Origin of the sequence: Microbacterium sp. AB, assembly GCF_032878875.1 — a bacterium.
Classification (GTDB): domain Bacteria; phylum Actinomycetota; class Actinomycetes; order Actinomycetales; family Microbacteriaceae; genus Microbacterium; species Microbacterium betulae.
In genome coordinates this window covers 1,687,404-1,706,543 of record NZ_CP118157.1, presented here as the reverse complement: position 1 = coordinate 1,706,543, position 19,140 = coordinate 1,687,404, and the positions used below count along the sequence as shown (strand labels likewise).

17 protein-coding genes and 2 tRNA genes are annotated in these 19,140 nt (G+C 71.1%); 5 read left to right on the top strand and 14 right to left on the bottom strand.

Features of this window, described 5'->3' with window-relative positions:
• Nucleotides 1-16: 16 nt before the first annotated feature.
• Together N8K70_RS07975 and N8K70_RS07970 are read right to left on the bottom strand one after the other, a co-directional pair.
• Nucleotides 17-691 carry a response regulator gene (locus tag N8K70_RS07975; protein ID WP_317141053.1) on the bottom strand — a complete coding sequence of 225 codons (675 nt, stop codon included), beginning with the start codon at nt 689-691 and terminating at the stop codon, nt 17-19.
• Nucleotides 688-1,824 carry a sensor histidine kinase gene (locus N8K70_RS07970; RefSeq protein ID WP_317141052.1) on the bottom strand — a complete coding sequence of 379 codons (1,137 nt, stop codon included), beginning with the start codon at nt 1,822-1,824 and terminating at the stop codon, nt 688-690. Before N8K70_RS07970 ends, N8K70_RS07975 begins: the two co-directional genes overlap by 4 nt.
• Nucleotides 1,825-1,972: 148 nt before the next feature.
• On the opposite strand from N8K70_RS07970, the gene N8K70_RS07965 reads away from it, so the two are divergent.
• Nucleotides 1,973-3,883: an APC family permease gene (locus N8K70_RS07965; protein WP_394357819.1), complete on the top strand. Its 1,911-nt coding sequence runs from the start codon at nt 1,973-1,975 to the stop codon at nt 3,881-3,883.
• 34 nt (nt 3,884-3,917) lie between these two features.
• On the opposite strand, the gene clpX is transcribed toward N8K70_RS07965, so the two are convergent.
• The 7 genes from clpX to N8K70_RS07930 form a co-directional block, all read right to left on the bottom strand.
• A complete protein-coding gene (gene clpX / locus N8K70_RS07960) occupies nt 3,918-5,189 on the bottom strand; it encodes an ATP-dependent Clp protease ATP-binding subunit ClpX (RefSeq protein WP_317141051.1) in 1,272 nt (423 codons plus the stop codon).
• Nucleotides 5,190-5,324: 135 nt separating this feature from the next.
• Nucleotides 5,325-5,990 carry an ATP-dependent Clp protease proteolytic subunit gene (locus tag N8K70_RS07955; RefSeq protein WP_317141050.1) on the bottom strand — a complete coding sequence of 222 codons (666 nt, stop codon included), beginning with the start codon at nt 5,988-5,990 and terminating at the stop codon, nt 5,325-5,327.
• A 25-nt stretch (nt 5,991-6,015) separates the two neighbouring features.
• Nucleotides 6,016-6,609: an ATP-dependent Clp protease proteolytic subunit gene (locus tag N8K70_RS07950; RefSeq protein ID WP_317141049.1), complete on the bottom strand. Its 594-nt coding sequence runs from the start codon at nt 6,607-6,609 to the stop codon at nt 6,016-6,018.
• A gap of 152 nt (nt 6,610-6,761) precedes the next feature.
• Nucleotides 6,762-8,159 (bottom strand): trigger factor, encoded by a 1,398-nt coding sequence (gene tig, locus N8K70_RS07945; protein WP_317141048.1) that lies wholly within the window; start codon nt 8,157-8,159, stop codon nt 6,762-6,764.
• A 70-nt stretch (nt 8,160-8,229) separates the two neighbouring features.
• Nucleotides 8,230-8,306: transfer RNA gene (locus N8K70_RS07940), tRNA-Pro, on the bottom strand.
• Between the two features lie 88 nt (nt 8,307-8,394).
• Nucleotides 8,395-8,465: transfer RNA gene (locus N8K70_RS07935), tRNA-Gly, on the bottom strand.
• Nucleotides 8,466-8,566: 101 nt separating this feature from the next.
• Entirely contained in the window at nt 8,567-9,112 is a 546-nt protein-coding gene (locus N8K70_RS07930) for a gamma carbonic anhydrase family protein (protein WP_317141047.1), read from the bottom strand.
• 182 nt (nt 9,113-9,294) lie between these two features.
• Here N8K70_RS07930 and N8K70_RS07925 point away from each other — a divergent pair, with 182 nt between their 5' ends.
• Entirely contained in the window at nt 9,295-9,780 is a 486-nt protein-coding gene (locus tag N8K70_RS07925; RefSeq protein WP_317141046.1) for a Dps family protein, read from the top strand.
• Between the two features lie 60 nt (nt 9,781-9,840).
• Here the strand turns inward: N8K70_RS07925 and N8K70_RS07920 are convergent, their stop codons facing one another.
• Genes N8K70_RS07920 through N8K70_RS07900 form a run of 5 tightly spaced genes read right to left on the bottom strand, consistent with a single transcriptional unit; the run spans nt 9,841 to nt 14,796 of the window.
• Nucleotides 9,841-11,349, bottom strand: a complete 1,509-nt coding sequence (locus tag N8K70_RS07920) for an amidohydrolase (protein ID WP_317141045.1) — start codon at nt 11,347-11,349, stop codon at nt 9,841-9,843.
• Nucleotides 11,346-11,996 (bottom strand): FMN-binding negative transcriptional regulator, encoded by a 651-nt coding sequence (locus N8K70_RS07915; RefSeq protein WP_317141044.1) that lies wholly within the window; start codon nt 11,994-11,996, stop codon nt 11,346-11,348. Before N8K70_RS07915 ends, N8K70_RS07920 begins: the two co-directional genes overlap by 4 nt.
• Nucleotides 11,997-12,029: 33 nt before the next feature.
• Nucleotides 12,030-13,055 carry an Fpg/Nei family DNA glycosylase gene (locus N8K70_RS07910; protein ID WP_317141043.1) on the bottom strand — a complete coding sequence of 342 codons (1,026 nt, stop codon included), beginning with the start codon at nt 13,053-13,055 and terminating at the stop codon, nt 12,030-12,032.
• 5 nt (nt 13,056-13,060) lie between these two features.
• Nucleotides 13,061-13,558 carry a ribose-5-phosphate isomerase gene (locus N8K70_RS07905; protein ID WP_317141042.1) on the bottom strand — a complete coding sequence of 166 codons (498 nt, stop codon included), beginning with the start codon at nt 13,556-13,558 and terminating at the stop codon, nt 13,061-13,063.
• Nucleotides 13,559-13,599: 41 nt separating this feature from the next.
• Complete coding sequence (locus N8K70_RS07900) at nt 13,600-14,796, bottom strand: ferrochelatase (protein WP_394357832.1); 1,197 nt, start codon at nt 14,794-14,796, stop codon at nt 13,600-13,602.
• 187 nt (nt 14,797-14,983) lie between these two features.
• On the opposite strand from N8K70_RS07900, the gene pepN reads away from it, so the two are divergent.
• The 3 genes from pepN (at nt 14,984) to N8K70_RS07885 (ending at nt 19,140) form a co-directional block, all read left to right on the top strand.
• Complete coding sequence (gene pepN, locus N8K70_RS07895; protein WP_317141197.1) at nt 14,984-17,533, top strand: aminopeptidase N; 2,550 nt, start codon at nt 14,984-14,986, stop codon at nt 17,531-17,533.
• A 72-nt stretch (nt 17,534-17,605) separates the two neighbouring features.
• The gene (locus tag N8K70_RS07890; RefSeq protein WP_317141040.1) at nt 17,606-18,721 is read left to right on the top strand and encodes a mechanosensitive ion channel family protein; all 1,116 of its coding nucleotides are present in this window, start codon (nt 17,606-17,608) and stop codon (nt 18,719-18,721) included.
• Nucleotides 18,718-19,140: a globin gene (locus N8K70_RS07885; RefSeq protein WP_317141039.1), complete on the top strand. Its 423-nt coding sequence runs from the start codon at nt 18,718-18,720 to the stop codon at nt 19,138-19,140. Before N8K70_RS07890 ends, N8K70_RS07885 begins: the two co-directional genes overlap by 4 nt.

Here is a 19,140-nt window from a genome sequence, read left to right as displayed (position 1 = left end):
GAGCGGAGGATCCCGGCTAGGGCCGGTAGCGGTAGCCGAGACCCGGCTCCGTGAGCAGGTGTCGCGGTCGTGCCGGATCGAGCTCCAGCTTCCGGCGCAGCTGACTCATGTAGAGCCGGAGGTAGGCGTCCTCCCCCGTGTACGCGGGGCCCCACACCGTGGTGAGGAGCTCCCGCTTGCCGACGAGCCGCCCCACGTTGCGCAGGAGCACCTCGAGCATCGCCCACTCCGTCGCGGTCAGATGCACCGACCGGCCGTCCCGCGTGGCGGTGTGTGCGACGAGGTCGACGAGGGTGTCGCCGATGCGATGCCCGTCGACGTCCTCGGGCGTCGCGGGCGCGGTCCGCAGCAGGGCGCGGATCCGGGCGAGGAGCTCGTCGATCGCGAAGGGCTTCGTCACGTAGTCGTTCGCCCCCGCGTCGAGCGCCGCGACCTTCTCGGCGGTCTGCGACCGTCCGCTGAGGACGAGGATCGGCATCCGGTGCGCGCCGCGCACGGTCGTGATCACCTCGATCCCGTCCAGCGCGGGAAGACCGAGGTCGAGGACGACGAGGGCGGGCTCGTTCGTCGCGATCGCCTTCACGGCGGCGTCCCCGTCCGCCGCTTCGGCGACCGCGTAGCCGCGCGCCTCGAGGTTGAGTGCCAGCGTGCGCCGGATGGCGGGGTCGTCCTCGACGATGAGGATGCTCATCCCTCCCCCTCCCCGGCGAGCCTCGTCACGGCGTCCGACACCGGAAGGGCCAGTACGCAGGTGAGCCCGCCTCCCGGCGTCGGGCCGATCGAGAGGGCTCCCCCCATCGCCTCCGCGAAGCCCCGGGACAGCGCGAGGCCGAGTCCGACCCCCGTGCCGCGGTCGTCCAGACGACGGAACGGGCGAAAGGCGTCCTCGAGGGACTCGGGCGGGATGCCCGGCCCGTGATCGACGACGGCGAGCTCGACCGCGGGCCGCGGCGATGCGCCCTCCGACCCGGCGCCCTGAACCGGACCCGCGACCCCGATGCGCATCTCGACCGCTCCCCCGGCATGCCGCAGGGAGTTGCCGACGACGTTGACGACGACGCGCTGCACGAGCACGGGATCCGCACGGGCATCCGGCAGCTCCGGCGCGATGCTCACGCTCACGGCGTCGCCCGCATCGCCGAACTCGTCGAGCGCGAGCGCGACGGCGTCCTCCACGCGCATCGCCTCGAGCGAGACCGGCAGGACCCCCGCGTCGAGCCGTGACGTGTCGAGCAGATCGTCGATCAGGCGCTCGAGACGTTCGAGCGCGCCGATCGTCGACGCCAGCAGCTCCGCACGCTGCTCCGTCGTCCAGACGACGTCCTCGCTGGCGAGGCTCGTCGCGGCCGCCGACGCCGCGGCCAGCGGGGTGCGCAGATCGTGCCCCACCGCGGCGAGGAGCGCCGTCTTCATCCGATCCGCGTCCTGCGCCGCGACCGCGCGGCTCTCGGCGGCGGTCGTCTGCTGCGCGAGCGCGAGACGCGCCTCCGACTGCCCGACCACGAGGCTGACGATGGCTCCGACGGCGAGGAACACCACGATCGCCACCGCGTGCGCGCCGTCGGTCACCTGCACCGTATGCACCGGATCGGCGAAGAAGTAGTTCAGCAGCAGCCCCGCCGCCGTCGCCGCGGCCAGCGCGACCACGAGCCCGCCGAACACAGCGGCCGCCACGACGACGAGCTGATAGAGCAGCGCGGCGACGAGGAACCCCTCCCCTTCCTCTGACGGCGCCACGGCGACGGTGACCAGCGCGAGCATCACGACGCCGGCGATCGCGGCTGCCAGCTGGCGCCGGACGGGGAGCATCGCGAATCGCTGCACGAGAGAAGTCTGACGCCCCCGGGCGCCTCCCGGCGACGCCGCGCGCAGCAGCCCGAAACCCTAACGGAATCCTGACGCCCGCGCCCGTCCGGCGGCCGGGCGCGGGGCTACCGTTGACTGGTTTGACCCCCGGAGAGGCGGAGAAGAGATGCTCATCGAGAGCGCGGAGACCATGTCGGCACCCGGACGTTCCCGGCACGCGAACACGCCGGACGGGCGCGGAGGGGCGTCCTGGTGGCGGGTCATGTGCCTCACGGGCGTCGACTACTTCTCGACGCTCGGCTATCAGCCGGCGATCGCCGCGCTGGCCGCAGGCGTGCTCTCCCCGATCGCCACGCTCGTCCTCGTCCTCGTCACGCTGTTCGGCGCTCTCCCCGTCTACCGGCAGGTCGCGAAGGAGAGCCCGCACGGCGAGGGGTCGATCGCGATGCTCGAACGGCTGCTGCCCTGGTGGGGCGGGAAGCTGCTCGTGCTGGTGCTGCTCGGCTTCGCCGCCACCGACTTCATGATCACGATCACGCTGTCGGCGGCCGACGCCACGGCCCACATCGTCGAGAACCCCTTCGTCCCCGCCTGGCTCGACGGGATGGAGGTGCCCCTCACGCTGTTCCTCGTCGCCCTCCTCGGGGCGGTGTTCCTGAAGGGGTTCCGCGGTGCCATCTCGATCGCCGTCGTCCTCGTGGGCGCGTTCCTCGCCCTCAACGCCGTGGTGCTCGTGGCGGCCTTCGCCGACGTCGTCGCGCACCCCGTCGTCGTCGACGACTGGCTCGGCGCCCTCACGGCCGCCCACGGAGACCCGGTCGCCGCGATCGCGATCGCTCTCCTGGTCTTCCCCCGGCTCGCGCTGGGGCTCTCGGGGTTCGAGACGGGCGTGGCGGTCATGCCCCAGATCCGCGGGGCCGCCGGAGACACCGAGGAGCGTCCCACCGGGCGGATCAGGGGCGCCCGGAGACTCCTCACCGCCGCAGCGCTGACGATGAGCGTCTTCCTCCTCGGTTCGGGCCTCGTGACGACGCTGCTCATCCCGCAGGAGGAGTTCCTCCCCGGGGGCGCGGCGAACGGGCGCGCACTCGCGTACCTCGCCCACGCGCTGCTCGGCGAGGGGTTCGGCACGCTGTACGACACCGCGACCGTCCTGATCCTCTGGTTCGCGGGCGCCTCGGCGATGGCCGGCCTGCTCAACCTCGTCCCCCGCTATCTCCCCCGTTACGGCATGGCGCCGCGCTGGGCGTCCGCGACGCGGCCTCTCGTGATCGTCTTCACCGCGATCGCGTTCCTCATCACGATCGTGTTCGAGGCCGACGTCGACGCGCAGAGCGGGGCGTATGCGACCGGTGTGCTCGTGCTCATCACCTCGGCGTCGATCGCGGTCGCCCTCTCCGCGCGCCGCCGGCACCGCCCGGGCGCGGCCATCGGCTTCGCCGTCATCGCGGCCGTCTTCCTCGCCACGACGATCGTGAACGTCGTCGAGCGCCCCGACGGCGTGCGGATCGCCGGGCTCTTCATCCTCGGCATCGTGACCGTCTCGCTCCTGTCCCGGGTGCCTCGCTCGTTCCAGCTGCGCGCGAGGTCGGTGACCTTCGACGAGCGCGCCCTCTCCTTCATCCGACACGACGCCGAGCGGCACCGCGCGGTGCGTGTCGTGGCCAAGGAGCCGGGCTCGGGCACGGCGACGGAGTTCGCCGAGAAGCTCCGCAACGAACGCCGTTTCAACGGCATCCCGAGCACCGCGCACGTCATCTTCCTGCAGGTGCACATCGGCGACTCCTCCGACTTCGAGGAGGATCTCGTCGTCGTGGGGGAAGAGCACGACGGGTACCGGATCGTCCACGTGCGCGGAGGATCCGTGCCGAACGCGATCGCCGCCGTCCTGCTCGCGATCCGCGACGAGACGGGTGTCGTCCCCGACGTCTACTTCGAGTGGAACGAGGGCAACCCCGCGTCGAACATGCTGAGGTTCCTCGTCTTCGGGACGGGCGAGATCGCGCCCGTCACGCGCGAGGTGCTGCGCCGCGCCGAGCCTCGCCGCGGGCTGCGTCCCGACGTGCACGTCGGCTGACGCAGGCGCGGTCCCGCGGCAGGAGGGGCCGGGGCTACGCGCTCTTCTTGCGCTGACGCAGCACGACGGTCGGCGCCGCGCCCTCTTCCACGGCGGCGCGCGTGACGACGACCTTCGCGACGTCGTCGGAGGAGGGGATCTCGAACATGATCGGCCCGAGCACCTCCTCGAGGATGGCGCGGAGCCCGCGGGCGCCCGTCTTCCGGCCGACGGCGAGGTCGGCGATGGCGCGGAGCGCGTCCTCCTCGAAGTCGAGGTCGACGCCGTCGAGCTCGAACATGCGCTGGTACTGCTTCACGAGCGCGTTGCGCGGCACCGTGAGGATCTCCATGAGCGCGTCCTGATCGAGCGGGCCGACGGAGGCGATGACGGGAAGACGACCGATGAACTCGGGGATGAGGCCGAACTTGTGCAGGTCCTCCGGGAGCACCTCCGAGAAGAGCCAGCCGTCGTCGCGCTTGTCCTGCAGCGGCGCGCCGAAGCCGACGCCGTGCCGCCCCACGCGCGAGGAGATGATGTCCTCGAGACCGGCGAACGCGCCGGCGACGATGAACAGCACGTTCGTCGTGTCGATCTGGATGAACTCCTGATGCGGATGCTTCCGCCCGCCCTGCGGGGGGACGGATGCGACGGTGCCCTCGAGGATCTTCAGCAACGCCTGCTGGACGCCCTCGCCCGACACGTCGCGCGTGATCGAGGGGTTCTCCGCCTTGCGGGCGATCTTGTCGACCTCGTCGATGTAGATGATGCCGGTCTCGGCGCGCTTCACGTCGAAGTCGGCGGCCTGGAGCAGCTTCAGCAGGATGTTCTCGACGTCCTCGCCCACATAGCCGGCCTCCGTGAGCGCGGTCGCGTCCGCCACCGCGAACGGGACGTTGAGCCGCTTGGCCAGCGTCTGGGCGAGATACGTCTTGCCCGAGCCGGTCGGGCCGAGCATGAGGATGTTGCTCTTCGCGATCTCGATGTCCTCGGCCTTCTGCTCGGCCGACTTGATCTCGCCGCGGGCGCGGACGCGCTTGTAGTGGTTGTAGACCGCCACGGCGAGGGCGCGCTTCGCGGGCTCCTGCCCGACCACGTACTCCTCGAGGAAGCCGAAGATCTCGCGCGGCTTCGGCAGATCGAACTCGGCGACCCCGCCCTCCGCATTGGACTCGGCCATCCGCTCTTCGATGATCTCGTTGCAGAGCTCGACGCACTCGTCGCAGATGTACACGCCGGGTCCGGCGATCAGCTGCTGCACCTGCTTCTGGCTCTTGCCGCAGAAGGAGCATTTGAACAGGTCGGCGCTCTCACCGATGCGAGCCATGATCCATCTCCTCCTGGGTTCCCGTGCGGGTCGTACTCGAGCCTAACCGCTGCCGCCGACACCGACGCGGATCGACGCGGCATCGACGAGGACGCCCCGGACCGCGCAGGCGGGTCCGGGGCGTCCTCGACGGTCCTACTTCGCCAGCGGCGTGCGCTTGCGGGTGGTCAGCACCTGGTCGACGAGGCCGTATTCGACGGCCTCGGACCCGCCCAGGATCTTGTCCCGATCGATGTCCTTGTGCACCTCGGCCTGCGACCTGTTCGAGTGCTTCGCGAGCGTCTCCTCGAGCCAGGTGCGCATCCGGAGGATCTCCGCGGCCTGGATCTCGATGTCCGACGCCTGCCCGTGTCCGGACTCCCCGACGGCGGGCTGGTGGATGAGGATGCGCGCGTTCGGCAGGGCCAGGCGCTTGCCCGGCGCGCCGGCGGCGAGCAGCACCGCCGCAGCGGACGCGGCCTGACCGAGCACCACGGTCTGGATCTCCGGCGAGATGTACTGCATCGTGTCGTAGATCGCCGTCATCGCGGTGAACGAGCCGCCGGGGGAGTTGATGTACATGATGATGTCGCGGTCGGGATCCTGGCTCTCGAGCACGAGGAGCTGCGCCATCACGTCGTCGGCCGACGCGTCGTCGACCTGGACGCCGAGGAAGATCACGCGGTCCTCGAAGAGCTTGTTGTAGGGGTCCTGGCGCTTGTAGCCGTAGGCCGTGCGCTCCTCGAACTGGGGCAGGATGTAGCGGCTGCTCGGGAGCTGGAGGCCCTGCGGCGATGTGCCGCCGGTATAGGGGGTGTTCATGCGTGTTGCGTCCTTGTCTCTCGCCTCAGTTCGCTTCGCGGTCGGTGCCGCCGGCGCCCGCCACGTCCTGCGCGTGCTCGCGGATGTAGTCGACGAAGCCGTAGGCGAGCGCCTCCTCGGCCGTGAACCACCGGTCGCGGTCGCCGTCCTCGTTGATCTGCTCGACGGACTTGCCCGTCTGCGCCGCGGTGATCTCGGCGAGACGGTTCTTCATCGAGACGATGAGCTCCGCCTGCGTCTGGATGTCGCTCGCGGTGCCGCCGAAGCCGCCGTGCGGCTGATGCAGCAGCACGCGGGCGTTCGGCGTGATGTAGCGCTTGCCCTTCGTGCCGCTCGTCAGCAGCAGCTGGCCCATCGAGGCCGCCATGCCGATGCCCACGGTGACGATGTCGTTCGGCACGAACTGCATCGTGTCGTAGATCGCCATGCCGGCCGTGATCGAGCCGCCGGGCGAGTTGATGTAGAGGTAGATGTCCTTCTCGGAGTCCTCCGCGGCGAGGAGCAGGATCTTCGCGCAGATCTCGTTCGCGTTCTCGTCGCGCACCTCCGAGCCCAGCCAGATGATGCGATCCTTCAGAAGCCTGTCGAAAGCACTCTGTGCCATCAGCGGTTCGGCCATTAACTCACTCCATTCGGTGATGCGTCGAGATCGACATTACCGGCGTGATTTCGCCGCTCCGTCCGTGTTCGCCCTGGGCATAGCCCGTGTCGCCGGACGCGAAGAGGGGGACGGATGCCACGGCATCCGTCCCCCTCCCCACGCGGGCGGGACTACTCGCCCTTCTCGGCCTCCTGGGCCTTCTTCGCCTTGCGCGTCGCGGGCTTCTCGGCCTCCGCCGCGGGCTCCTCGGCGTCGCCGTCGGTGTCGGCGTCCGACTCGTCGACCTCGTCGTCCACCGCGGCGAAGTCGGTCACGTCGACCGGATTGCCGTCGGTGTCGACCACGGAGACCTTGCCGAGCACGATCGCGATCGCCTTGTTGCGCGACACGTCCCCCATGAGCGCCGGGAGCTGGTTGCCCTCCTGCAGCGCCTGGATGAAGTCCTGAGGCGACATGCCGTACTGCCCGGACGCCTGGACGAGGTACTGCGTGAACTCGTCCTGCGAGACCTGCACGTCGAGCTGCTCGGCGATGGCGTCGAAGAGGATCTGCGTGCGGAACTGCTTCTCGCTCGCCTCCGTGACCTCTGCGCGGTGCTCGTCGTCCTCCAGGCGGCTCTCCTGCTCGAGGTGACGGTGGACCTCGTCCTCGATGACGCTCGCCGGCACGGGGATGTCGACGGCCTCGAGGAGCGTGTCGACCAGCTTGTCGCGTGCGGCGGACCCCTGGGAGAACGCCCCGCGCGACTGCGCCGTCTCCTTGAGCGACTCGCGCAGCTCCTCGATGGTGTCGAACTCGCTCGCGATCTGCGCGAAGTCGTCGTCCGCCTCCGGCAGCTCGCGCTCCTTGACGGCCTTCACGGTGACGGAGACCTCGGCCTCCTCGCCCGCGTGGTCGCCGCCGACCAGCTTCGAGCGGAACGTGGTGTCCTCCCCCGCGGTGAGCGAGTCGATGGCCTCGTCGATGCCCTCGAGCAGCTCGCCGGAGCCGAGCTCGTACGACACGCCCTCGGCGCGGTCGATCTCGGCGTCGTCGATCCGGGCGACGAGGTCCAGCTCGACGAAGTCGCCCTGGGCGGCGGGACGCTCGACGGGGACGAGCGTCCCGAACCGTGCGCGGAGGCTGTCGAGCTCCTCGTCGATCTTGGCGTCGTCCACCTCGACGGCGTCGACGGTGACGGTGAGTCCCTCGTAGGCGGGGATCTCGAAGTCGGGGCGCACGTCGACCTCGACGTCGACGACGAGATCTCCCGAGAAGTCCTTCTCGTTCGGCCACTCGACGATGTCGGCCTGCGGGCGTCCGAGGACCTTCACGTCGTTCTCCGCGACCGCCGCGCGGAAGAACCCGTCGAGGCCGTCGTTGACGGCGTGCTCGATGACGGCGCCGCGGCCGATGCGCTGGTCGATGATCGGAGCGGGAACCTTGCCCTTGCGGAAGCCGGGCACCTGCACGTCGCGGGCGATGTGCTCATACGCGTGCTCGAGGCTGGGCTTGAGGTCCTCGGGGCTGACCGTGATGTGAAGCTTCACCCGAGTCGGGCTGAGCTTCTCGACGGTGCTGTTCACCATGCTGGTTCGTTTCTCCTTGTGACGGACCCGCGCACGGTACGCGACGCGGGCTGAGGTCTGGACGGGCCGTTGGTCGGGGCGACAGGATTTGAACCTGCGGCCTCCCGCTCCCAAAGCGGGCGCTCTACCAAGCTGAGCTACGCCCCGCGGGATCCCCGCGATCGGGAACACGAAACGGCCCCCGAAAGTCTAGCCGACGATGGGCGATGACCTTGCCAGGAAGGAGGTGAGGGAGAGGGGCCGACGGGAATCGAACCCGCGTGACCAGTTTGGAAGACTGGGGCTCTACCATTGAGCTACGGCCCCGGACTGCGTCCGGCAGCGGGATCGATACTATCCCACGCGCGGGCTCGATCCGAACGCACGGGTCGCACGCGCGCCCCCGGCGCGTCGGCGCGGGCCCCGCGTCATGCCCCTTTCGCGGAGAGGGCCGCCTCGTGCCGCCGGGCATGGTCGAGATAGCTCGCCGCGTTCCGCGCGAGCGCGGCCGCCTCGTCGTCGGAGAGCGCACGACGCACCTTCGCCGGGACCCCCGCGACGAGACTCCGCGGAGGCACCACCGTGCCCTCGAGCACCACGGCGCCGCCGGCGACGAGGCACGACTCGCCGATCTCCGCTCCCTGCAGCACGACCGCCCCCATCCCGACGAGCGTGCCGTCGCCGATCCGACAGCCGTGGACGACGGCGTTGTGGCCGACGGACACGTCCTCGCCGATGATCGTGTCGAATCCGCCGCCGACGTGGACCGAGACGTTGTCCTGGAGGTTGCTGCGGGCTCCGACCCGGATCGCCCCGGTGTCGCCCCGCAGCACCGCGTTGTACCAGACGCTCGATCCGGGGCCGAGGACGACGTCGCCGACCACGCGCGCCCCGTCGGCGACGAACGCGTCGCGAGCGATCGCCGGGACCAGGTCGTCGAGGCCGAGGACGGTCGCATGAGGAGAGACGGTCATGCACGCGACCCTAGGGGGCGCACGATCCCGCCGCCATCGCCACTCGGGTACGGTAAGCCTTGCTTTCACACCTTGACCTGCGATTTAGCCGAGCCTCAACTTGGTTGCGGAATGTCCTGCCCCGAGTACCGTTGTAGTCAACGAGGGGCGTGGACCGCGCCCCGCTGACGAAGGAGAACACCATGACCGAAGTGCAGACCGTCTCCGCCACCGCCGCCGACCCGACCGTCGCCGCCGGCTCGGCACAGTTCCTCTCCCCCGTCGTCCTCGGCCTCCAGGCGCTCGGCGTCAACGGCAAGCAGGCGCACTGGCACGTGCGCGGCGCCAACTTCATCGGCGTGCACGAGTTCCTCGACACGCTCGTCGACCACGCCCACGGCTGGGCCGACCTCGCCGCGGAGCGCATCGTCGCCCTCGGCCTCCCCATCGACGCGCGTCTGGGCGCGGTCGCCGGCAAGGTCCCCGCCACCGGCGCCCCCGCGGGCTTCGCGCAGTCCGACGCCGTCATCCGCGGCGTCGTGTCCGACATCGACACCGTGATCGCCGACCTGCAGGCCGCGATCGACGGTCTCGACGAGGTCGATCTCACGAGCCAGGACGTCGCGATCGAGATCAAGGCGGGCCTGGAGAAGGACCGCTGGTTCCTCGCGGCCCACGTCGCCGAGTAGTCCCGGTCCCCTCTCCTCGTCGGAAGGCCCCGGTCCGCACGGACCGGGGCCTTCGGCGTGTCACGCCAGGTGGGTGATCCGGCCGCCGAGCAGGGTCGCGTGGACGGGCATGGCCCGCAGCCGCTCCGCGGATGCCGCCAGCGGGTCGTGCGCGACGAGCACGAGGTCGGCCCTGCCGCCCGGGAGGATGCGGGCTCCCCCGGTCGAGCCGCCGTCCGTCGACGCCGCCAGCGCCGTGCGGGCGTCCAGCGCCTGATGCGGACGCCAAGCCTCGCCACCGTCGCGCGCGCGGAAGACGGCGGCCGCCATCGAGATCCAGGGGTCCAGCGGCGCCACCGGCGCGTCGGAGCCGAGGAGGACGGTGGCGTCCGCCTCGGCCAGCTCTCGCAGCGGGTAGGCCACGGCCGTCTGGGCGTCCCAGCTGCGCTCGACGAGATCGCGGTCGTCGAGCGCGTGCTCGGGCTGGACGCTCGCCGAGACCCCGAGCCGCGCGAACCGCGGGAGATCCGAGCGCGCGACGAGCTGCGCGTGCTCGATGCGCCCCGGCACGTCCGCCGCCGCGAAGGCGTCGAGCGCGTGGCGGTTGGCGACGTCGCCGATCGCGTGGACGGTCGTGGCGATGCCGGCGCCCGCGGCCCGCGTCACGAGCTCGACGAGCTCCTCCGGCCCGACCGCGACGACGCCGTGGTCGTGACCGCCGGGGTACGGCTGCGACGTCGCGGCCGTGCGCGTGCCGAGGGAGCCGTCGGAGATGACCTTGAGCATGCCCGCCTGCACGAGCCCGCCGCCGTCGAGCGCCTGTCCGGTGACGAGGCCCTCCGCGATGGCGCGACCCAGGTCATGGGGGTAGACGTCGAAACGGACGCGCAGCGCGTCGTGTCCCCGCGCGACGCGGTGCCGCCACCGGTCGGCGTTCCAGGCGATCTCGAGGTCCTGGATCCCGACGACCCCGCGCGCCGCCGCCTGCCGCACCACGCGGTCGAGCGCCGCGTCCTCGTCCGGCTGCGGCACGGCGTTGAGGATCGCCTGGACCGCGAACGCCGGCTCCTCGCGCAGGATCCCCGTCGCGTCGGGCGGGACGACGCCCTCGCGCCGGAACGCCGCGGAGTTGAGCCACACGCTGTGGAGGTCGGAGTTCACGAGGTACGTCGGCACCTCGCCCGTCGCCTCGTCGAGCACGGCGAGGCTCGGCGGCTCCGTCCAGAGGCCGTCTCGCACCCGCACGCCGACACGGCGGCCGTCGCTGCGGACATCCGCTGCGCGCACCGCCCACGCGGCCTCACCGGGCGACGCCGCGTGCTCGACGGAGAGCCGCGTCTGCGCGAGCGCCCACTGCAGGGAGTGGACGTGATGGTCCCACAGCCCCGGCACGAGCCAGGCGCCCTGCGCGTCGAGGACCCCGCCCCTGCGCCGGAGAGCCCCGGCGGGAGCGATGTCGGAGATCCGGCCGTCGCCGACCCAGACGTCGTACACCCCGTCCGTCTCGACGTCGGGATGGGCCAGCAGCTCGCGACCCTCGCCGGCGATGCGCGTGTTCGCGACGACGTCGACGCGGTCGCCGCCGTTCATCCTCTGTCGCCCTTCGCCGCCGTGCGGGCGTCCTGCGCCCGGCGCATCTCCGCCGCGAGCCCGGGATTCCGGTAGGGGCCGTCGCCGTCGAGCCCGTGGATGATCGTCTCGATCACCTCGTCGGGACGATTCTGGCTGAGCTTGCGCTTGGCCACGAGCCTCGTCGGCGTGAGGCGGAAGCCCGTCGTCCCCTTCTCGAGCCGCTCGACGAAGTCCGCGTCGTTCGGCCTCTCCCACAGGAGGCGCGGATCCTCGGCCGTGTTCTCGAAGCGCGCGACGAGGCGGTCGAGCACGACGAGGTTCTCCTCCGTCGAGAGGATCTCGGGCACGCCGGAGAGGTGCGCCGTGACGAAGTTCCACGTCGGCACGGCCTTCCCCTCGCCGTACCAGCGCGGCGTGATGTAGCCGTGCGGGCCCTGGAACACGATGAGCAGCTCGCGCTCGCCCAGACCGTGGATGAGGTCGTCGGGCTTGCCGACGTGCCCGACGACGGTCAGGTCGTCGCGGTCGTCGTCGAGCAGCACGGCGTAGTGCGAGGCGACGAGTCCCTCGTCCGTCGCGCTGACGAGCGTCGCCCACGGGTTGCGGTCGACGAGCCGCCGGATCTCGGCGAGGTCGGTCATGGCGTAGGACGGGTTCTGCCTCATGGATCGATGCTATTGCCGCTCAGCGCGTCGGCGTCACCGCTGGCAGGTGGGGCACCAGTAGAGCTTGCGCGCCTGCATCTCCTCGAGCACGATCTCCGTGCCGCAGACACGGCATGGGAGGCCCGCGCGGTGATAGACCCAGTGCCGGTCGTCGCGACGGGCCATGGCACGTCGCCACGCCTCCCCGTCGAGCCCGTCCATCGTCATCATCTGCCCGGTCTCGACGCCGATCCGCAGGAGCGACACCCAGTCGCGCCAGAGCCCGCGCACGATCTCCTCCGGGACGACGTCGCCGGGCGTGTGCGGGTCGAGCCGCGCACGGAAGAGCATCTCGGCACGGTAGACGTTCCCGATGCCGCTCACGACGGACTGGTCCATGAGGAGCTGGCCGATCGCGACCCCGCGGCGGCGCACGGCCGACAGGAAGCGCTCCTCGCCCTCCGCCACGTCGCCGACGAGCGGGTCGGGTCCGAGCCTCGCGATGACCGCCGCGATCTCATCGGGCGTCTGGACCGCGCACGCCGTGGGTCCGCGCAGGTCGGCGCACGTCGCCTCCGTGAGCAGCCGCAGCCGCACCTGGCCCACGACGGGAGGCGGCCACGGCGCATCCTCGGGCGCGAGACCGTCCGCCTCGTCGATGCCCTTCGTCTGCTCCGACATCCGCACGTGCACCCGTGCCCTGCGCGGGGCGCCGATCGAGGACAGGGAGTTCTCCCCCGCGTCGTCGTGGATCGCCACGCCGCCGCCGGGCAGATCGGTGCCCCGCTGGTTCGTCTGCCCCATGCGCCCGTTCGCCGAGGCGATCGTGGGGTCGACGAGGATCTCGCCCGCGAAGTCCCAGGCGCCGTAGAGGCCCAGGTGCACGCGGAGCCACAGCTCCTCGTCGAACTCGAGGAACATCTGCTTTCCGACCGCCTGGGCCCTCGTCGGGACCCGGCCGTCGAGGAGCTTCGCGCCCTGCGCGAAGCGCCCCTGGGGGCTTTCGGCGTGCACCGCGCGCCCGACGAAGTTGCGGCCGAACTGCCGTGCGATCCGATGGACGGAGTGACCCTCTGGCATGCGCTCTAGGAGACCTTCCGCGGGCCCGGGCCGTCGACGAGCACCCCGTCGCGCTCGTAGGCGCCCACCTGCGCGATGCGCCGCACGTGACGCTCGTCGTGCGAGAACGGCGTGGCGACGAACCTGTCGATGAAGCTCGTCACGTCCTCGAACGTGTGCTGGCGCGCGCCGATGGCGATGACGTTCGCGTCGTTGTGCTCGCGCGCGAGCTCTGCCGTGGAGAGGCTCCACACGAGGGCCGCTCGGACGCCCTGGACCTTGTTCGCGGCGATCTGCTCGCCGTTGCCGGAGCCGCCGAAGACCACGCCGAGCGCCTCGGCCCCCGTCCGCTGGTCGTCGACGACCGCCTGGGCGGCGCGGATGCAGAACGCGGGGTAGTCGTCGACCGGGTCGTAGTCGACGGGCCCGTGGTCGACGACCTCATGGCCCTGCGCGGCGAGATGGTGCTGGAGCCGGGTCGAGAACTCGAGACCGGCGTGATCGGTCGCGATGTGAATGCGCATGAACTCGATTCTCCCTCACCGCGGCGGGAGCGCGCGCACGATCACGGCGCCAGGCCGGCGGCGGCGGGCCGGAAGCCCAGCCGCGCGTTCTCGCAGTCGCCCGGCCGCGAGACGTCGTACCAGGGGCCCAGCTCCGTGAGGTGCGGACGCTCGCCCGCGGGCGTGCCGTGCAGACGCTCCTCGACGAGGTCGACGAGACCCGCGACGAACGCCGGGTGGACGCCCGGCGTCCGGGTCCTCACCGAGCGGATCCCGGCCGCGGCGGCCGAGGCCGTGGCCTCGTTGTCGAGGTCCCACAGCACCTCCATGTGGTCGCTGACGAAGCCGAGAGGCACGATCGCGACGGCCTCCGCCCCCTCGCCCGGCAGCTCCGCGATGACGTCGTTCACGTCGGGCTCGAGCCACGGCTGGGAGGCGGGCCCCGATCGCGACTGGTAGACGAGCCTCCACCCCGCGCCGCGCGCGGCCGGGAGCTCCTCGCCCAGCCGTCGCATGATGTGCGCGGCCACCGCGCGATGCTGTGCCGCGTACGCTCCGCCCTCCGGCCATTCGCGGTCGCGCGGACCCGAGCGGTCGGCGTCGGCGGTGGGGATCGAATGCGTGGAGAAGAGCACGCGGATGCTCTCCGCGGCGGTCCCGTCCTCCAGGAAGCCGGCGAACGCGTCCCGCACGCCCTCGTAGAACGGCTCCACGAAGCCCGGGTGATCGAAGAAGAGGCGTACCTTGTCGATCGTCACGGGGTCCTCGCCCTCCCCCAGACCGGTCTCGGCGAGCACCCGGGCGTAGTCCTCGCGGTACTGCCGGTCGCCCGAGTAGGAGCTGTACGCGCTCGTGGCGATGGCGAGCAGCGTGCGGTGCCCGTCCGCGTGGGCCTCGCGGACCGCGTCGTCCAGGAACGGCGCCCAGTTGCGGTTGCCCCAGTAGACGGGGAGGTCGAGGCCCCGTCGGGCCAGCTCGGCCTCGAGCGCCGCCTTCAGCGCGCGGTTCTGCGCGCCGATCGGGCTCACGCCCCCGAAGTGCCGGTAGTGGACGGCGACCTCCTCGAGACGCTCGTCGGGGATGCCCCGCCCGTTCGTGACGTTCCGCAGGAAGGGGATGACGTCGTCCTGCCCCTCGGGTCCGCCGAAGCTGCTGAGCAGGACGGCGTCGTACGCCACGGGCGTCTCGACGAACGGATCGCCCGGCGCCGCCGCTTCGGATGCGAAGGGGACCACGGCCGGTGCAAGGGCGTCGCTGATGCTCACCCCCTCATTTTCGCACCTTCGTAGAAATGCGCGTGACCAGGGAACGTCCAGGCTCGACGGCCTCGTCCCCGTGGCGGTTTCCGTCAGCCGTCCGTGCTGAGCACGTAGGCTGTTCGGGTTGCCGCAGGCGTCACCCGAACGCCCGGAGATCTCGGTCCCCTATCCCATGGGAGTGAAACCAGTGCCAGGAGAGAACCTCACACGCGACGAGGCGCAGGAACGTCGCGCGATCGTCGACACGCGGACGTACGAGGTCGCGCTCGACCTGACCAAGGGCGGCGAGGTGTTCGGCTCGCGCAGCGTCGTGCGGTTCGGCGCCACGCCCGGTGCGCGCACGTTCGTCGATCTCATCGCACACGATGTGCGCGAGATCACGCTCAACGGCCGGGAGATCGACCCCGCCGACGCCTACGCGGACGCCCGCATCCGGCTCGACGGCCTCGAGGCCGAGAACGAGCTCGTCGTGGACGCCGACTGCCTCTACACGAACACGGGCGAGGGGCTGCACCGATTCGTCGACCCCGTCGACGACGAGGTCTATCTGTACTCGCAGTTCGAGGTGCCCGACTCCCGCCGCGTGTTCGCCGTGTTCGAGCAGCCCGACCTCAAGGCGACGTTCCAGTTCACGATCACCGCGCCCGCCGCATGGAAGGTGGTGTCGAACCAGCCCACGCCCGAGCCCATCCCGCACGACGACGGCGTGAACGCGACGTGGGGCTTCGAGCCGACGCCGCCCATCTCCTCGTACATCACGGCCGTCATCGCGGGTCCGTACGAGGAGGCGCGCTCCGAGCTGACCTCCGCGTCGGGCAGGGTGGTCCCGCTCGGCGTCTTCGCGCGCAAGAGCCTCTGGCAGGACCTCGACGCGGACTACGTCTTCGAGAAGACGCGCCAGGGCTTCGCGTACTACGAGGAGAAGTTCGGCTATCCCTACCCCTTCGCGAAGTACGACCAGCTCTTCGTGCCGGAGTTCAACGCCGGCGCCATGGAGAACGCCGGAGCGGTGACGTTCACGGAGACCTACGTCTTCCGCAGCAAGGTCACCGACGCCGTCAAGGAGCGTCGCGTCGTCACGATCCTGCACGAGCTCGCCCACATGTGGTTCGGCGACCTCGTCACGATGAAGTGGTGGAACGACCTCTGGCTCAACGAGTCGTTCGCCGAATGGGCGTCGACCATCGCCACGGCCGAGGCCACGGAGTGGACCGAGGCCTGGACCACGTTCAACGCCATGGAGAAGACCTGGGCGTACCGTCAGGACCAGCTGCCGTCGACGCACCCGGTGGTCGCCGAGATCTCCGATCTCGAGGACGTGCAGGTCAACTTCGACGGGATCACCTACGCCAAGGGCGGGTCGGTCCTGAAGCAGCTCGCGGCCTGGGTCGGCATCGACGCGTTCTTCCAGGGCGTCGGGGCCTACTTCCGCACGCACGCGTATTCCAGCACGACCCTGTCGGATCTGCTCGTCGAGCTCGAGCGGACGAGCGGGCGCGACCTGTCGCAGTGGTCCCGGAAGTGGCTGGAGACCGCCGGCGTCAACACGCTCTCGCCCGTCATCGACGACGATCACGACGGCCGCATCACGCGCTTCGCGATCACGCAGACGGCGCCCGCCGACTATCCGACGATCCGGCCCCATCGACTGGGCATCGGCTTCTACGACCTCGCGGACGGCGTCCTCGCGCGCACGCACGGCATCGAGATCGACGTCGACGGCGACCTCACCGAGGTGCCGCAGCTCAAGGGACTGCGCCGCCCCGCCCTCGTGCTGCTCAACGACGGCGACCTCGCCTACGCGAAGATCCGCCTCGACGACAGGAGCCTCGCAACCGCGGTGGACCACCTCGCCGACATCGCCGACCCGCTGGCGCGCTCCCTCGTGTGGGGCGCCGCATGGGACCAGACCCGCGACGCCGAGACCCCGGCGAGCGAGTACATCGATCTCGTCCTGCGCAACGTCGGCCGCGAGAGCGAGTCCACCACCGTCCGCACCACCCTCGGGCAGCTGCAGCTCGCCGCGAACAGCTATGTCGCCCCCGCCTCCCGCGAGGAGTCGCGCGCCAAGGTCGCCGACGGCCTGTGGTCGCTGCTGCAGCAGGCCGCTCCCGGAGGAGACCTGCAGCTCCAGCTCGCGACCGCCTTCGCCTCCGCGGCGTCGACGCCCGCGCACTGGGACGACGTGCGCCGTCTCCGCGACGGCGAGACCGTCCTCGACGGCCTGACGATCGACACCGACCTCTCGTGGCAGCTGCTCGTGTCGCTCGCGGCGGGCGGGGTCGTGGACGACGACGCGATCGACGCGGCGCTGGCAGCGGACAACACCGCCAAGGGCGCCGAGTCCGCCGCGCAGGCGCGTGCGGCGCTCCCCACCGTCGACGGGAAGGCCGCCGCGTGGGCCTCACTGATCGACAGCGACGCCCTGCCGAACACGATCGTCCGCGCGGCGGCGCTGGGCTTCGTGCACCCGGCGTCGCGCGAGCAGCTCGCGCCGTACGTGGAGAGGTACTTCGCGATGCTCCTCCCCGTGTGGGAGACGCGCACCTTCCAGATCGCGTCGTACCTCGTCGAGCGGCTCTACCCGGCGCCCCTCGCGAGCGAGGAGCTGCGCGCGGCGACCCGTGCCTGGCTCGCGGAGAACCCGGACGCGCCCGCCGCGCTGCGGCGCATCGTCGCCGAGAACCTCGCGGGGGTCGAGCGCGCGATCGCCGCGCAGGAGCGCGACGCCGAGTAGCGACACGCGTTTTCAGCGAGCCCCAGTGAGATCCAGAGGATCCGCCGGGGCTCGCGCCGTACGATCGAGGGGATGATGCTGCGCACGGACACGACCGACACGACACCCGATGTGACAGACCCGACCTTCTGGGAGGACCTCCTCACGGGCTTGGGCAACTTCGGGTTGCAGCTTCTCAGCGCCGTCATCGCGGTGCTCGCGTGCATCCTCATCGCCTGGGTGCTCCGCATCCTGATCCGCCGCGTCGTCAAGCGCATCGTCGACGGCGCGAAGAGCCGCGCGAAGGTCGACGACACGCGCGCCCTCGACCGGTCGCCGCTCGCGTCCGTGCGCCTCGTGCAGCGGACCCGCACGCTCGGCTCCATCCTCACCAACGTCGTCAACATCGCGATGGTCATCATCGCGCTCGTGCTCGTCGTGAGCTACCTCGCCCCCGACGTCCTCGCCTCCCTCTCGCTCCTCACGGCCGCCGTGGGCGCGGGGCTCGGCTTCGGCGCGCAGAACATCGTCAAGGACGTGCTCAACGGCATCTTCGTCGTCGCGGAGGACCAGATCGGCATCGGCGACGTCGTCGATCTGGGACTGGCGACGGGCGTGGTGGAGTTCGTCAGCGTGCGCATCACGCACGTCCGCGACGTCAACGGCGTGCTCTGGTACGTCCGCAACGGCGAGATCCTGCGCATCGGCAACATGACACAGGGCTGGTCGCGCGTCGTCCTCGACCTCACGCTGCCGAAGGACGTCGACATCGACGACGTCGAGGCGCTCCTCGGCACGACCGCCACCGATCTCGCGGCCGATCCGCGCTGGCGCTCGCGCGTGATCGGCGAGCCGGAGGTGTGGGGCCTGGAGTCGCTCGAGGGGGACACGCTCGTGATCCGCATCGTCATCAAGGCCAAGCCCACGGCGAAGGACGACGTCGCCCGCGAGCTGCGCCACCGCCTGCGCGACGCGATCGCGGCGGAGGGGCTGGAGCTCACCGGCATCGCCACCGCGCAGCTCGAGGGCGCGGAGGGGGCCCTGCGCGTGCGCGGCGCGAACCCGCCGACGCTCTCCAGCAGCCTGCCGGAGCGACCGTCGTGGCGGCCTCGCGCGGCGCCCGCGCCCTCCCGGCCCGCCGCAGAGACGCCCAGCTCGGAGACGACCCGTGCAGAGACGCCCGAGGACGGACAGGACCCGGAGAAGTGAGCGAATCGCACGGCCTCCGTCCGCCCGGAGTCGGGACCTTCTACGAGCAGGTCGGCGGGCGTCCCGCCTTCGAGAGGCTCGCCGCGGCGTTCTACCGGGGCGTGGCGCACGACGAGGTGCTCCGACCGATGTACCCGGAGGAGGACCTCGCCGCGGCGGAGGAACGCCTCCTCCTCTTCCTCGTGCAGTACTGGGGCGGCCCGACGACGTACAGCGAGACCCGGGGCCATCCCCGGCTGCGGATGCGCCACGCGCCGTTCCACATCGACCCCGACGCGCGCGACCGATGGCTGACGCACATGCGCGCCGCCGTCGAGGAGCTCCAGCTCTCGCCCGTCCACGAGGCGACGCTGTGGGACTACCTGGAGCGGGCGGCGCACGCCATGGTGAACACCTTCGAGCCGTCTCCGAAGGCGTGA

Excerpts from the sequence above, each read along its gene's own strand:
- N8K70_RS07915 (WP_317141044.1), bottom strand. The coding sequence starts at position 11,996 with ATGAGGCAGAACCCGTCCTACGCCATGACCGACCTCGCCGAGATCCGG.
- N8K70_RS07925 (WP_317141046.1), top strand. The coding sequence starts at position 9,295 with ATGACCGAAGTGCAGACCGTCTCCGCCACCGCCGCCGACCCGACCGTC.
- clpX (WP_317141051.1), bottom strand. The coding sequence starts at position 5,189 with ATGGCTCGCATCGGTGAGAGCGCCGACCTGTTCAAATGCTCCTTCTGC.
- N8K70_RS07975 (WP_317141053.1), bottom strand. The coding sequence starts at position 691 with ATGAGCATCCTCATCGTCGAGGACGACCCCGCCATCCGGCGCACGCTG.
- N8K70_RS07965 (WP_394357819.1), top strand. The coding sequence starts at position 1,973 with ATGCTCATCGAGAGCGCGGAGACCATGTCGGCACCCGGACGTTCCCGG.
- N8K70_RS07955 (WP_317141050.1), bottom strand. The coding sequence starts at position 5,990 with ATGAACACCCCCTATACCGGCGGCACATCGCCGCAGGGCCTCCAGCTC.
- N8K70_RS07910 (WP_317141043.1), bottom strand. The coding sequence starts at position 13,055 with ATGCCAGAGGGTCACTCCGTCCATCGGATCGCACGGCAGTTCGGCCGC.
- N8K70_RS07930 (WP_317141047.1), bottom strand. The coding sequence starts at position 9,112 with ATGACCGTCTCTCCTCATGCGACCGTCCTCGGCCTCGACGACCTGGTC.
- N8K70_RS07950 (WP_317141049.1), bottom strand. The coding sequence starts at position 6,609 with ATGGCCGAACCGCTGATGGCACAGAGTGCTTTCGACAGGCTTCTGAAG.
- N8K70_RS07920 (WP_317141045.1), bottom strand. The coding sequence starts at position 11,349 with ATGAACGGCGGCGACCGCGTCGACGTCGTCGCGAACACGCGCATCGCC.
- N8K70_RS07890 (WP_317141040.1), top strand. The coding sequence starts at position 17,606 with ATGATGCTGCGCACGGACACGACCGACACGACACCCGATGTGACAGAC.
- N8K70_RS07905 (WP_317141042.1), bottom strand. The coding sequence starts at position 13,558 with ATGCGCATTCACATCGCGACCGATCACGCCGGTCTCGAGTTCTCGACC.
- tig (WP_317141048.1), bottom strand. The coding sequence starts at position 8,159 with ATGGTGAACAGCACCGTCGAGAAGCTCAGCCCGACTCGGGTGAAGCTT.